We start from the raw sequence: 12,782 nt of genomic DNA, 5'->3' as shown, positions 1-12,782 counted from the left end.
TTAAAAACAGAGAGGATGTTTGTAATGTTACTAACCCAAGGCATACTGCCCAAAAAACTTATAACTGCAATGCTCGCAATAGCACTCGTCTTAACAACGTTAGGCTTTGCCCCGTCTGCTAAAGCGGCGTCGGCCGACATTGTCAACAATACCAACTGGTACGACACGGACGGCAATCAGATTTGGTCGCAGGGCGGCTGGGTCATGCAAGAGGGCAATACGTTTTATTGGTACGGCGTCGATTATTCGGTTAACGGTCAAAAAAAGGTGACTTTATATACTTCGACGGATATGGCAACTTGGGACTATCAGGGGAATGTTGTTGATTTCAGCGGATTTACGGATGCTTCCGGAGGTTATTCGGGCAGCGACTGGCTAGGCCGGCCGGTCGTGGCGTATAACAGTGTAAACAACAACTACGTTATGATTATTGAATGGAATAACTCCGTCGGGACCATTCGGAAAGGGCTGACGTACCTGACCAGCTCGTCTCCTGCAGGCCCGTTTGTGTTTAACAATAACGATCCGCTGCCAACCGGAAATACGGTAGGAGACCTGGGTTCAATCTTTAAAGACACCAACGGCAAAACGTATATTTCGATGACCGTTGATTATCCTGCAATCAACGGCTCGCTGCGCATTGCCGAGCTGGCGCCGGATTATTTAAGCGTAGCGTCCACAGTCAAAACGATCGGGTCTAGCTACCCGAATAAAGAGGCGTCTACGCTCATTAAAGTAGGATCTACCTACTGGATGTTCGCTTCCGCTACCAACGGCTGGGGCTCAAGCCAAACGTACTGCATGTCAGCCACCAGCCTGTCCGGCACATGGAGCGCACAGAACGTATGCGCAACGAATCCGGCTACGACGAACTCATACGATACGCAAACCGATCAGATTTTGCCGATTCAGGGCACTTCGGGCACGATGTATGTTTACTTAGGCGACCGTTGGAACAACATGTCGGGCGGTCCGAGCGCTGCTGGCAGAAACAACTGGCATCCGGTAACCTTCAACAGCTCCGGAGTGCCTACCATTAACGGCAATACAAGCTGGTCCATTGATGCTGCGGCAGGAACGTGGGGGCCTTTGAGCGTTAATATCGATGTGAACAAAACCTATTCCATTACGAATCAAAAGAGCGGCAAGGCTATGAGCATTAGCGGAAATTCAACGGCAGACGGCGCAGCGGCCGTGCAAAATCCGTTTTCGAGCGCAGCTGGTCAAGTCTGGAAATTTTATGATGCGGGCGGCGGTTATTATAAAATTCAAAACGTAAATAGCGGCAAATATTTAAATATTAACGGGGCTTCCACAGCAGATAACGCCCCGGCTATCCAGTATATGGCCACTACCTCCATTAATCAGCAATGGCAGGTCATCCCTACAGGCGGAGGCACATTTAAGCTGAAAAACCGCAACAGCGGAAAAGTGATTGGCATTAACGGAGAATCCACAGCCGATGGCGCCAGCGTGGTGCAATCTCCAGATTCCAGCTCCTTGAATCTCAGATGGAGTTTTACGGCATTGGATTAGAAGCGGGATGAGAGAATAGACGCAGCGCCAATCCATAGGGGTGAGCGACTGCCGTCATGCAGCGAAACACCACGCGCTGGGAACTGCGGTGCGGATAATGGAGAATGTGACGTCACAGCAAGTGCCCATCTTAATGGTGCATAGCAGTGGCGTCTTTTTCTTATTAAAAGACAGATAAGCCTCACTGTTGGCAATGGGATTGTGCGTGGAACCTCCGTTATTCAAAATGAAAAACGGTAAGGACGTCAAACGACCTTACGGAAGGAAAAGAACGCGAAACCCGCTACGGTAAGGACGTCAAACGACCTTACGGAATGGCTCGAGCTCGCCAAAGCTCGCGTCTATTAACAGCCTGCTCTAACTGTTCCCGAAGATTAGCCGGAATTTTCCCCCGTTTGTCCACGCCCCCGTTCATGGTACAATGTTCCCGCCAAACCTACCTTGTTAGGCATCCAACTCAACCAAACAATTCTAACGAATCCATGAGCAGGGGGAATTTGTCATGTCATACGGCGAAGTGCCTGAACCGCGCCTTATATTCGAACCTAAACATTATGTATGCCCAAAAGCCGCAGAGCCGCTAGTTCTGGACGGACGGCTGGACAAGCCGTTCTGGTCGCAGGTCCCTTGGACGGACGACTTTGTCGACATCGAGGGCGATGCGCGTCCCCTCCCAGCCAAACAGACCCGCGTTAAAATGGCCTGGGACGACGAGTATTTCTACTTCGGCGCCGAGCTGATTGAGGATGAAATTTGGGCGACGCTCACGGAGCGGGACTCCGTTATTTTTTATGATAACGACTTCGAAATTTTCATCGATCCCGATGGCGATACCCATCAATATTATGAATTTGAAATGAACGCCTTTAACACCGTATGGGATCTGCTGCTCGTCAAGCCTTATCGCGACGGCGGCCCGCCGGTGGACGGCTGGGATATTAACGGCCTCAAAACAGCGGTGCATATCGACGGGGAGATTAACAAGCCCGGTGCTGCGAACCGCAAATGGACGCTAGAGGTTGCTATGCCTTGGAAAGCGCTGAAGGAATGCGCCAAAGGCGCGCGCCCGCCGCAAGCCGGGGAATATTGGAGAGTCAATTTCTCGCGAGTGGAATGGCATACGGACATCGTGGACGGCCAGTACGTGAAGCGCAAAAACGAACAGACGGGCAAATCGCTGCCTGAGGAGAACTGGGTCTGGTCGCCGATGGGCATTGTTAACATGCACTACCCGGAGTTATGGGGGTTTGTCTGGTTTGCGGACGGAGATCAGCAGCTGGACACGACGGTGCCGCAATCGGAGCTGGCCAAATGGGAGCTGCGCAAGCTGTATTATCGCCAGCGGAACTATTACACGGAGAACGGCCGTTTTAACACCGATCTCGCTGCGCTCATGGAAGGCGCAAGCTGGGATATTCAGCCGGAGATGGAATGCGGGAAAGAGATGTTCCACATTTCCGCGCAGCTGCCTTCAGGGGAGTATGTCCATATCCGTGAAGACGGCAGAGCTTGGCTAGAGTAACATCCAAATAAATAGACAGCTCGGGGCAATAAGCTCCGCAGCTGTCTATTTATTTAAATATTACGTATAAAAATTTAACTAATTAGAATTGTTTAAGTGCAATAAGAGATGTATAAAATATCAACCAATATTACCGTGTATTAAAAATTAAATTTTCTTTTTCGTAATATTTTTAAATTTTCTTCTGATTTCACTCTTTTCATTACTTCTTTTTGTGGAAAATACGCGAATGTGAATAAGATAATTGTTCCAAAACAAAGCCAAGCTGTCATCAGGGTAATATTTTCTATTCCTCCACGTATGGAAACAGAGAAGAAATAAATAATAATGGCTGCAACGAGGCCAATAATATTAGTGGTATTACGAGCCATTAAATAATGTAAGGTTGACCAAGCAAATCCGAGAAGGAGCATACCGACTGCAATGCCGGGAAAAGCAAAGTTTATATATAAATCTCCAAGAAGTGTCGGAGGTAGTCCGCCACCATCAAAGCCCCTGCCTAAGGCACCCTTAAGAATGAAATCAAAGGGCTCTGCTTCGTTTCCAGGAATCATTAATTGGAAGTTCCACAAAAAAGTTTTTCCGTATTGAAGTGGCATATTACTATTGGGAAGTGTTGAGATAATAGCGCTCAGTATATCCTTACCAAAAACAACAGGATAGTTATATAGATATTGCATAAAAGCCCCAATGTAATTTCCACTTTCCATCATATCATTTAACTCAAACTTACTGTTTGAGGATCTAATTCGAAAAAGTCCCATTATAGTAATAAATGAAATGATTAAGGTTCCGATTAAACCTAGTTTTGATAAAGAAATAGGCTTCTTATAATGGTAAATTGCCAAAGTGATAAATATAAATGCAACCGCAGTACTTCGCCAGCCTGTGCTCATTAATAATATAACAGTTATTAGTAATGGAATAAGGTGTTTACGGACAGTATATTGGTCACTTTTAATAAAATGAAGCCATACAGCTACGCTCATCAACAATGACATATAAAACGGGATTCCATTTCCCGAAATGGCAGAGACACGACTGTTTTCTAGATCCGAACTAAATATAGGAATTCCACCACTTTTTATCCAATAAACTAAAATAAAGAATACTCCTAAAATAAAATAAAATTTTATCCATTTCGTGTATATTATACCGCTATCATCAAACGACCCTCGGTGTGAGGCCTTTAAAAATATAGAACTTGCAGACCATGCACCTATTAAAAACATTATGAGACCTGTGAAAAGAAAAAATAGCATTTTATCACCAAGTTGAGGATTAAGTTTCATCACTTCGTTTGTACCTGGAGCATAAATTACTAAATACATAAGAGGGAATAAAATATAAGGAGACATGAAATCAATGAATTTTTTGTTTTTTATACCATTAAGTACTCCTACAACTGAGATTATTAAACATGACATCACGAAAATAAGTAAGAAGGTTTTGTTTAAAGAACCTGATATACCTTGTGTGAGCCAGAAAGAAAATATTATGACACAAAAAGATAGTAGAATTTTCCAGAACCATTTTTCTCTGTCTAACTTATCATTGTGCTCAATCATTTTGATATCCACCTTTGTAATCAGATCAATCCACAGTTAACATACTATATATGCTACAAATTGTATCATAACTATTCGGCAATTTTCAATGAGATTTAAAATTGAATGTAAAAAAAGTTGGCAGTTCTTAAGACGGTTACAATAGGGCCTGTAAGTATCCGAATTGACAACTGATTGGTGTATTCTTTGATTACTATTAGAATGGACAAAATCATGGCTTTGCCAAAAAGGTTATCTTCAAGATTTATGGTGGTAATTACTGACCAACTAATGATGTTATGCTGCGATGTTTATAATTAGGATATCAAATGCTCCTAATCGGTATACTTTATATACGTATAGATTTAATCTTGCGAAAATTCCTAAATTGGACTCTGAAGAAGAGGTAACCACTAATCCGTGAAGACGGCAGAGCTTGGGTAGAATAACATCCAAATAAATAGACAGCTCGGGGCAATAAGCTCCGCAGCTGTCTATCATGGTTATGTATCGTGATACATATTGTATCTATACGTAGTGTAACACAAAGAAAAGACGATAAGTGCCGTAGCGCCGATTATAATCCTCAAAATCCTTATCGGAAGCTTAACCCCGACTACCTCTTCTTAGGAGGCTCAATCTCTTCGCTCTCCGCAAACCTCTCCGCAAAGATTTCCTTTAACGCGAGATCCGGGTCAAACCCTAGCTGTTCCAACACTTGACGTACTTCCAACACCTTCACAAGAGGTTTCTCGCTGCTTCGTTGCTGATTGTTATTCATCCTCTTACCCCACTCCCATTTCCTTTCAGTTTTCTCTACGTTTGGGAACATAGGATAAAGTATACCCTACTGGATATGCAAAGGGTGTCGGAATGTGAGGTTACATTACAGAAACATTTGTCGAATTAGGACTGAAGAATCACAATGGTGTCTAATCTGATTCTATTTATCTAAGATGTATTGCTAGTGGGTAAAAAAACCAAAAAACCCGCAATATTGCAGGTTTTTTCAAGTTAAAATCTATATTATCTCATGGATCTGTTCGCTCGAATGAACGCAATAAACATTTTGGATTCCTCCGGAGTGAGAGGACTTCCATCAATAGAAAAGGCGAATTTTTCTAAAATCTCTGCATCGGACAGCTCAATGCTGCCGGCGAAGTCCCGCACATCCGAATCAAGCGTTGCTTCAGGATTGTCGGTTCTTCCTACCAAATAGTCGATAGATACCTGATAGATATCGGCAAATTTAGCCAGTGTATCCGTATCCGGCTCTCGCCGGTTTTTTTCGTAGTGACTCAAGGCGGCGCGGGATATTCCAAGCGACTGTGACGTCTGCTCCTGAGTCCATCCCCGGTCTTCCCTCAGACTTGCAAGCCGAGTTCCAATGTCCACTTACGTACCTCCTAACTCTACATATATTCAAGTTTAATACGGAAATGCTCAACCTCAAAGTAATGCTACAAAAAGACGCAATTTTTGAAAATTGACCTGAAAACCCCTTGACATGTTACGAATTGTATCGTAAAGTTGGAAATGTCCAAGATACAAATTGTATCATTTTCATTCTTCCCCGCAGACATTTGCTTCATACCTTTGCGGCGGTATTTGTCGGAGGTGAAACATGCTTGACCGTCGGAATATGGAGACTCGCGCTGACGCAATTCCTCGAATGAGGCTGAATAATCAGCTGCTCGCCGAGCTTCACATCTCGGAGGTGGGAGGCCAGCCTGTCGTATCCAACTCGCGCAAGGTGCTTTTGCATCATATGAGCGGGGACGAGGCGGAATTCTCCACCACGCTTCGATTTCCGGTTCACGACCGCTACAGGCTTACGTTCAGCCTGCAGTTAGGGCGTAAGCATCAATGGATAACCGGCCGCATAGTCTCGAGGGTCAAACAAAAACACCTCTATCTGTATGAGCTTCAAATCATAGAAAGATCGATCCCCCGCACGGAATGGTTGAAGGAGCTGAACGATTGGAAGCTGCGCCATCAGCCTGCTCTTCCTGCACATAAAGTCCACTATCTTTATCGGAACTAATTAATTTACATAATGGAGGCTCTAACGTGGAACTGAAAGAGTATCTGAGCATTTTAGCCAAACGAAAGTGGCTCGTCGCTGCCATTGTGCTGCTGGCCTGCATCGCAACAGGAGTAAAGAGCTTCTACTATACAACGCCATTATATCAAGCTTCGGCCAAGCTGATCGTCAACCAGGCGTTCGAATTCGAAGGAACGTCCATGCTGGATTTAAGCACGATGCAAACCAATATCACAGTCATCAATTCCTATAAAGAGATTATACAATCTTACGCCATCCTTAATAAAGTAGCTAGCAACTTCCCCGATCTGAAGCTGGACGCGAATCAGCTGCGCAGCGGACTCAGCATCGGCTCCTCCGCGGAATCCCAGGTCATGGATCTGACCTTTGTCAGCACCTCCTACCCGCAAGCGGCCAAAGCCGTCAACGCGATCGCCGAAACCTTCCGCACGACCAACCCGGAAATCATGAAGGTCGACAATGTGACCATTCTTAATAAAGCCGACGCTGAGGCGCAGGCGATGAGCATCAACACGAGCCCGATTGTGCTTCTCTTCATTACGTTTGTCGTTTCGTTCATGCTTGCGGTCGGTCTCGTATTCCTGCTGCATTATTTGGACGACACGATCAAATCCGAGAAGGACGTGGAGAAAGAGCTGGAGCTGCCGATGCTTGCGCTCATTACGAAAATCGACAAGTACGGAGCGCGCTCCCACAAAACATCCGCTTCAACGCCTAAAAAGGTAGGGGAGGGTTCCTATGCCACGCTCAACCAATAACAACAGCCTTGTTACCCACAACGATCCGAAGTCTCCAATCTCGGAGGCTTACCGTACGCTGCGGACAAACATTCAGTTCTCATCCTTCGACGAAGCGATTCAGGTCATCATGGTCGCTTCGGCCAACCCCGGCGAAGGCAAAAGCACAACCGCGTCCAACCTTGCCGTCACGTATGCCCAGGAAGGCAAAAAGGTTCTGCTGATCGACGCCGACCTGCGCAAACCGTCCGTGTTCAAGGTGTTCAACGTCTCGAACCGGGTCGGACTGTCTACGGTCGTCTCCGGTCAATGCCGCACGGAGGATGCGATTCAGGATACGGATGTTGACAATCTGTTTGTCCTGCCGTCCGGGCCCGTACCGCCTAACCCGTCGGAGCTGCTTGCATCCCAAAGCATGAAAGCGGCGCTGGAGGATTTCAAAGCTTCCTATGACATCGTCATCTTCGACACCCCGCCGGTGCTAGCGGTAACCGATTCGCTGATCGTATCGGCGATGTGCCAAGGCGTGCTGCTCGTTGTGCATGCCGGCAAGGTGAAGAGCGAGCTGGTGCGTAAAGCAAAAACGAATTTGGAGCATGTAAATGCCCGTATTCTGGGCGTCGTGCTTAACAATACAAAAAGCAGCAAGGGCGACAAGTACAACTACTATTATTACGGCGCAGAAGCGAGATAAGTTTTTGCGGAAAGCAACACCAAAGGTAATGTCTACTGCACCTTTATCACTGTAGGCACTCGGCTGTACTGTGGGTTCGCAAGCGGACCTTAGACGTGAATCGTCGATGGTACAGCGTGAGGCGGGGTTGAATGCCCCTTCTTTTTATCCATTTCAAGAATGCAATAAAAACGGGTTATGTTTCGACAGGAAACGTAGCTCGTTTTTTTTGGCGTTTTAGACAAGAGAATAGAGATAAGGATAGGTGAATTTATGAAAAAAGTTCGAAAAGCAATTATTCCAGCAGCTGGTCTAGGAACTCGATTTTTGCCCGCTACCAAGGCAATGCCAAAAGAAATGCTACCAATAGTTGATAAACCGACAATTCAGTACATCGTTGAAGAAGCAATTCAGTCAGGGATAGAAGACATAATTATTGTAACTGGCAAAGGAAAGAGAGCAATTGAGGACCATTTTGATGTTGCGTTTGAGCTGGAACACACTCTTGAAAAAAAGGGTAAGTCTCAAATTCTTGAGGAAGTTAGAAAATCTTCCAATGTAGATATTCATTACATAAGACAAAAAGAGGCTAAAGGATTAGGGCATGCCGTTTGGTGTGCACGTAATTTTATTGGGAATGAACCTTTCGCAGTCTTGTTGGGTGATGATATTGTTCAAGCGGAAGTTCCATGTACTAAGCAATTAATTGATCAGTTCAATCAATTACATAGATCTATTATTGGTGTACGAACTGTGGATATAAGTCAAACCAATCGCTACGGCATTGTTGATCCTCTTAACAATAAAGGACCACTTTATCGTGTCAATCGATTTGTTGAAAAGCCTCCTATAGGCGAAGCCCCATCTAATCTGGCTATAATGGGCAGATATATTTTTACACCAGAAATATTTGATTTTCTTGAAATGCAAAAAATTGGTGCTGGCGGTGAGATTCAGCTTACAGACTCTATTCAAATGCTAAACGAATTACAAGGTGTGTGTGCTTTTGAATTTGATGGAGATCGTTTTGATGTAGGTGAAAAGCTTGGATTTATTTTAACAAGCTTGGAATTTGCCCTTAAAAATCAAGAAATTAGACTTCCATTGCTAATAGAATTAGAACAAATATTAACGAGGGAAGCCAATAAGTTAACAAGTACTAGGGGGAATTAACATGGAAGGTAATTCTCAAAAAGAAGTAGAAGCTCTGGTACGGCCGTCTCCTTATTTTAATGATAATGTTAAAACCGCCATAATATCGGATTATGTTAAACGATGTTTGGATATCACATTAGCTACTGTTGGTCTTCTTTTACTGCTTCCACTTTTTATGGCAGTAGCTTTAATAATTAAAATTCAAGATCCAAAGGGAAGTGTATTCTTTTATCAAACAAGAGTAGGTAAAAATGGAAAACACTTTCGAATGTATAAATTTAGATCAATGGTCTCTAATGCAGAAGAAATGCTTCAAAAATTATTGGCCCAAAATGAAATTAACGGATCAATGTTTAAAATGAAAAACGACCCTAGAATCACTACTATTGGAAAATTTATTAGAAGAACCAGTGTTGATGAACTCCCTCAGCTTGTAAATGTTCTTAGAGGGGATATGTCTCTTGTGGGGCCAAGGCCACCGCTTGTAAGAGAAGTTGAATCATACACTACTTATGATAAGCAGCGTTTAGCCGTAACACCAGGTTGTACTGGTTTGTGGCAGATTAGTGGTCGTAATAGTCTCTCCTTTGATCAAATGGTGGAGCTGGATTTGAAGTATATCCAGAACCGGAGTGTCTGGTTTGATATTAAAATTATTTTACTGACTGTAAGAGAAATCATAATGTCTAAAAATGCATTTTAATTTAAATATGATAACAGGTGATGAATAATGAAGGTACTAATCATAAATGCTCACTCCAGCAAGAACAAAGGCGATGCGGCAATTATTATTTCTATGATTCAAAGTATTCGAAAATTTAATCCGAATGCTTCAATTACAATATCATCTCGTTATCCGCTAGATGATGACTTGTATTTAGATTATGGGTGTAAAGTTGTTGATCAGATTACTCGTTTTCCAGACAAGAAATATGGAAAAATTAAGAGGTTATCTTTGATTTTAAAGGATTTAAGACATGCTCAGATCTTTGTGAAAAAAGGAATAATTCCAAAACATCGTAATCCTGATATTTTTTCAGAATACCAAAGTGCCGATATCATTGTTAGTTGTGGTGGAGGATTTATTTATTCTCATTCATCATTAATTGAAGCTAGTTTGATAATGCACCTAGCACAAATATTTTTTGCGAAAAAACTAAAGAAAAAAGTTATAACATACGCACAATCTATTGGTCCATTTCATAGTGGCATTTCAAAGATTATTTCTCGAAATATACTTAATCAAGTCGATGTCATTACAGTTAGGGAAGAGCTTTCACAGGCTTTTCTAGCCCATATAGGAGTAAACAACTCTCTTATGGTTGGAGACTCTGCATTTGTCATCGAAACGGATCATATAGATGTGAACAAACTAATAGAGTTAGATTATGAACGTGCGAATGTAGGAGTTACAGTTCGTCAATGGACATTTCCAAATCAAAACAATCCAAATGAGAAGTATAAACGATATATTCAATCTGTTGTTGATGCAATTGAGTTCCTGGTCCAAAAAAAGAATGTCACTGTGTATTTAGTACCCCAGGTTACTGGTCCGACACCAATTGAAGATGACCGAATTGGAAGTAAACATGTATGGGATCTACTAGAAGATAAGACTAAAAAATCAGTGAAAATGTTGACTACCGATTTTACTCCAATTGAGTTGAAAGCCATATATAGTAATTTTGATATGTTTGTGGGTACAAGAATGCATTCCAATATTTTTTCTCTGTCTTCTCACGTCCCTACCGTGGCAATATCCTATGAACCCAAGACAACAGGGATTATGAAAATGTTGGATTTATCTGAATATGTATGTGAGATAAATACAATTACAAGTAAAGAACTTATTGATAAATGTGATTTGGCATGGAGAGAAATGAATAATTATAGACAGAATCTAGAAAATCGTATTCCTATGATGAAATCAAAAGCTGAAGAACCTGCTATTATTATTAAAAAGCTTGTTACAAACGGAAAGACCGAAGCGCTTGTTTTATGAAGTCTATAAAAGCGGTTTTCTTCAATACAACGCTCTTAGTAATATGCTTAACTTTTTTGGGGAGAGCGACAGGCTTTGTTAGAGAGCAGATTATAGCAAATTATTATGGAACTTCATCTTCTGCCGATATGTTCGTAACAGCATTTACACTCCCTCAATATATTTCAAATATATTTGGGGGAGTCATAACAGTTTCATTTATCCCATTATTCATTGAAATGAACAGGAACAAAGATTCTAGAAAGTTAAAATCATTTTCACGAGGCTATTTTAACTTAATATTAAAGTTAATAATCGTTTATGTAATCGTCACTTTTTGTTCGTCTTGGTGGGTCGTTGACCGAATGTTTGCTTCTCCCAACCAATTAACTTGGCTCATTTACTGCCTAATGATTCCAGTGACTATTGCTATGGTATTAGCACTTTTTTTTACTTCATTTTTAAATGCGCAAAAGTCTTTTGTAATCCCCACTCTTTCACCTTTAATTATGAGCATTACATTTATTATAACTCTAATGTTGCTGCCGAATGGGGTAAAAAGTCTTGTTTGGGCAACAATTTTATCTTCTTTGACTGCTCTTATCTTTATAATTCCGTTTGCTATGAGAAAGGGATTTAACTTTTCATATGTTGATCCTTTAAAAAGGGATGATTATTTAAGCATAGCTTCGACCGCTCTACCTATGGCAATTGGATCTATTTTTCTTCAGTCCACCACGGTTATTGATAAATTTTTTACAAAGCTTCTCCCGGAAGGTAGCATTGCAGCACTTAATTATGCATTTAAATTAACTCAGTTACCTTCTGGTATATTTGCTACAGCTGTTTCAACAATTATCTTTCCAGCTTTAGCGGTTATGGTGAGTAAAAAGGATGAGAAAGGTGCATTTACCGTACTGGACAAAGGGATTAGACTGACTCTCTTTATAACTTGTCCTGCAATTATTTGCTTAATATTATTTTCGCGTCCGCTTACCCAACTTCTCTTTGAAAGGGGAGCTTTTGACGCCGCTGCAACAAATATTACTGCTACGGGTGTGGTGCTATATTCTTTAGGGATTATCGGAGCTTCTCTTACGATGCTTATTTCTCGTTATTTCTATGCTAGTAAAAAAATATGGATTCCCGTTTTAAGTAATATTGGGGCTACAGTTTTAAATATTATAATTTCATTTATTTTAGTTGGAAGCATGGGGGGGAATGGGTTAGCAATTTCATATAGTACCTCAGTTACTGTAAATTTTATTATATTGACTGTTATTTATATCGTCAAACAACGAGAATCAATTCCTAAAAATCTTGTTTGGCCATATTTTAAAATTTTTGTAGTTACATCAGTAACATTAATTATCTTTTGGAGAATTATTTTGTCGAGTTTAATTGAAATCAATATATTATCAATGTTTATTGGGATGTCGTTGATATGTGTATGCTACTTCGCTTTGAGTGTATTACTTAAAGTGGATGAAGGTGTTGTGACGATTCAAAAGGTTCGTGGAATAATAAATCGCACTTCACGGAGGACATTAAACAGTAATTCCTAGA

12 protein-coding genes are annotated in these 12,782 nt (G+C 41.9%); 9 read left to right on the top strand and 3 right to left on the bottom strand.

The genetic code is table 11. From position 1 onward, the window contains the following. Positions 1–24: 24 nt before the first annotated feature. Together M3223_RS17435 and M3223_RS17430 are read left to right on the top strand one after the other, a co-directional pair. Complete coding sequence (locus M3223_RS17435; RefSeq protein ID WP_251563865.1) at positions 25–1,536, top strand: RICIN domain-containing protein; 1,512 nt, start codon at positions 25–27, stop codon at positions 1,534–1,536. A gap of 502 nt (positions 1,537–2,038) precedes the next feature. Next, entirely contained in the window at positions 2,039–3,058 is a 1,020-nt protein-coding gene (locus M3223_RS17430) for a carbohydrate-binding family 9-like protein (protein WP_251563863.1), read from the top strand. A 140-nt stretch (positions 3,059–3,198) separates the two neighbouring features. Here the strand turns inward: M3223_RS17430 and M3223_RS17425 are convergent, their stop codons facing one another. The 3 genes from M3223_RS17425 to M3223_RS17415 form a co-directional block, all read right to left on the bottom strand. Beyond that, a complete protein-coding gene (locus M3223_RS17425; RefSeq protein WP_251563861.1) occupies positions 3,199–4,626 on the bottom strand; it encodes an oligosaccharide repeat unit polymerase in 1,428 nt (475 codons plus the stop codon). Positions 4,627–5,221: 595 nt separating this feature from the next. Beyond that, the gene (locus M3223_RS17420; RefSeq protein ID WP_251563859.1) at positions 5,222–5,386 is read right to left on the bottom strand and encodes a hypothetical protein; all 165 of its coding nucleotides are present in this window, start codon (positions 5,384–5,386) and stop codon (positions 5,222–5,224) included. A gap of 245 nt (positions 5,387–5,631) precedes the next feature. Further along, positions 5,632–6,000 carry a helix-turn-helix domain-containing protein gene (locus tag M3223_RS17415; protein WP_251563857.1) on the bottom strand — a complete coding sequence of 123 codons (369 nt, stop codon included), beginning with the start codon at positions 5,998–6,000 and terminating at the stop codon, positions 5,632–5,634. A 229-nt stretch (positions 6,001–6,229) separates the two neighbouring features. Here M3223_RS17415 and M3223_RS17410 point away from each other — a divergent pair, with 229 nt between their 5' ends. From M3223_RS17410 to murJ, 7 genes are all read left to right on the top strand, one after another. After that, a complete protein-coding gene (locus tag M3223_RS17410; RefSeq protein ID WP_251563855.1) occupies positions 6,230–6,649 on the top strand; it encodes a hypothetical protein in 420 nt (139 codons plus the stop codon). A gap of 26 nt (positions 6,650–6,675) precedes the next feature. Further along, positions 6,676–7,428, top strand: a complete 753-nt coding sequence (locus M3223_RS17405) for a YveK family protein (RefSeq protein ID WP_251563853.1) — start codon at positions 6,676–6,678, stop codon at positions 7,426–7,428. Next, on the top strand, positions 7,409–8,101 hold the full coding sequence (locus M3223_RS17400) for a CpsD/CapB family tyrosine-protein kinase (protein WP_251563851.1): 693 nt from the start codon (positions 7,409–7,411) through the stop codon (positions 8,099–8,101). Before M3223_RS17405 ends, M3223_RS17400 begins: the two co-directional genes overlap by 20 nt. Before the next feature lie 252 nt (positions 8,102–8,353). Next, the gene (gene galU / locus M3223_RS17395) at positions 8,354–9,253 is read left to right on the top strand and encodes a UTP--glucose-1-phosphate uridylyltransferase GalU (RefSeq protein WP_251563848.1); all 900 of its coding nucleotides are present in this window, start codon (positions 8,354–8,356) and stop codon (positions 9,251–9,253) included. 1 nt (position 9,254) lies between these two features. Then, the gene (locus tag M3223_RS17390; RefSeq protein WP_251563846.1) at positions 9,255–9,938 is read left to right on the top strand and encodes a sugar transferase; all 684 of its coding nucleotides are present in this window, start codon (positions 9,255–9,257) and stop codon (positions 9,936–9,938) included. A gap of 27 nt (positions 9,939–9,965) precedes the next feature. Further along, positions 9,966–11,237 carry a polysaccharide pyruvyl transferase family protein gene (locus tag M3223_RS17385; RefSeq protein ID WP_251563844.1) on the top strand — a complete coding sequence of 424 codons (1,272 nt, stop codon included), beginning with the start codon at positions 9,966–9,968 and terminating at the stop codon, positions 11,235–11,237. Further along, entirely contained in the window at positions 11,234–12,781 is a 1,548-nt protein-coding gene (murJ, locus tag M3223_RS17380; RefSeq protein ID WP_251563842.1) for a murein biosynthesis integral membrane protein MurJ, read from the top strand. The genes M3223_RS17385 and murJ overlap by 4 nt, the downstream gene beginning before the upstream one ends. Position 12,782: the final 1 nt, after the last annotated feature.

Source organism: Paenibacillus pasadenensis, from assembly GCF_023715725.1.
GTDB lineage: Bacteria > Bacillota > Bacilli > Paenibacillales > Paenibacillaceae > Paenibacillus_O > Paenibacillus_O pasadenensis_A.
The sequence above is the reverse complement of the archived record's forward strand: the minus strand, read 5'-3'. Positions and strand labels throughout refer to the sequence as shown.

Coding starts and splice junctions, on each gene's coding strand:
- M3223_RS17410 (WP_251563855.1), top strand. CDS start 6,230: ATGCTTGACCGTCGGAATATGGAGACTCGCGCTGACGCAATTCCTCGA.
- M3223_RS17385 (WP_251563844.1), top strand. CDS start 9,966: ATGAAGGTACTAATCATAAATGCTCACTCCAGCAAGAACAAAGGCGAT.
- M3223_RS17390 (WP_251563846.1), top strand. CDS start 9,255: ATGGAAGGTAATTCTCAAAAAGAAGTAGAAGCTCTGGTACGGCCGTCT.
- M3223_RS17400 (WP_251563851.1), top strand. CDS start 7,409: ATGCCACGCTCAACCAATAACAACAGCCTTGTTACCCACAACGATCCG.
- M3223_RS17425 (WP_251563861.1), bottom strand. CDS start 4,626: ATGATTGAGCACAATGATAAGTTAGACAGAGAAAAATGGTTCTGGAAA.
- galU (WP_251563848.1), top strand. CDS start 8,354: ATGAAAAAAGTTCGAAAAGCAATTATTCCAGCAGCTGGTCTAGGAACT.
- M3223_RS17420 (WP_251563859.1), bottom strand. CDS start 5,386: ATGAATAACAATCAGCAACGAAGCAGCGAGAAACCTCTTGTGAAGGTG.
- murJ (WP_251563842.1), top strand. CDS start 11,234: ATGAAGTCTATAAAAGCGGTTTTCTTCAATACAACGCTCTTAGTAATA.
- M3223_RS17435 (WP_251563865.1), top strand. CDS start 25: ATGTTACTAACCCAAGGCATACTGCCCAAAAAACTTATAACTGCAATG.
- M3223_RS17430 (WP_251563863.1), top strand. CDS start 2,039: ATGTCATACGGCGAAGTGCCTGAACCGCGCCTTATATTCGAACCTAAA.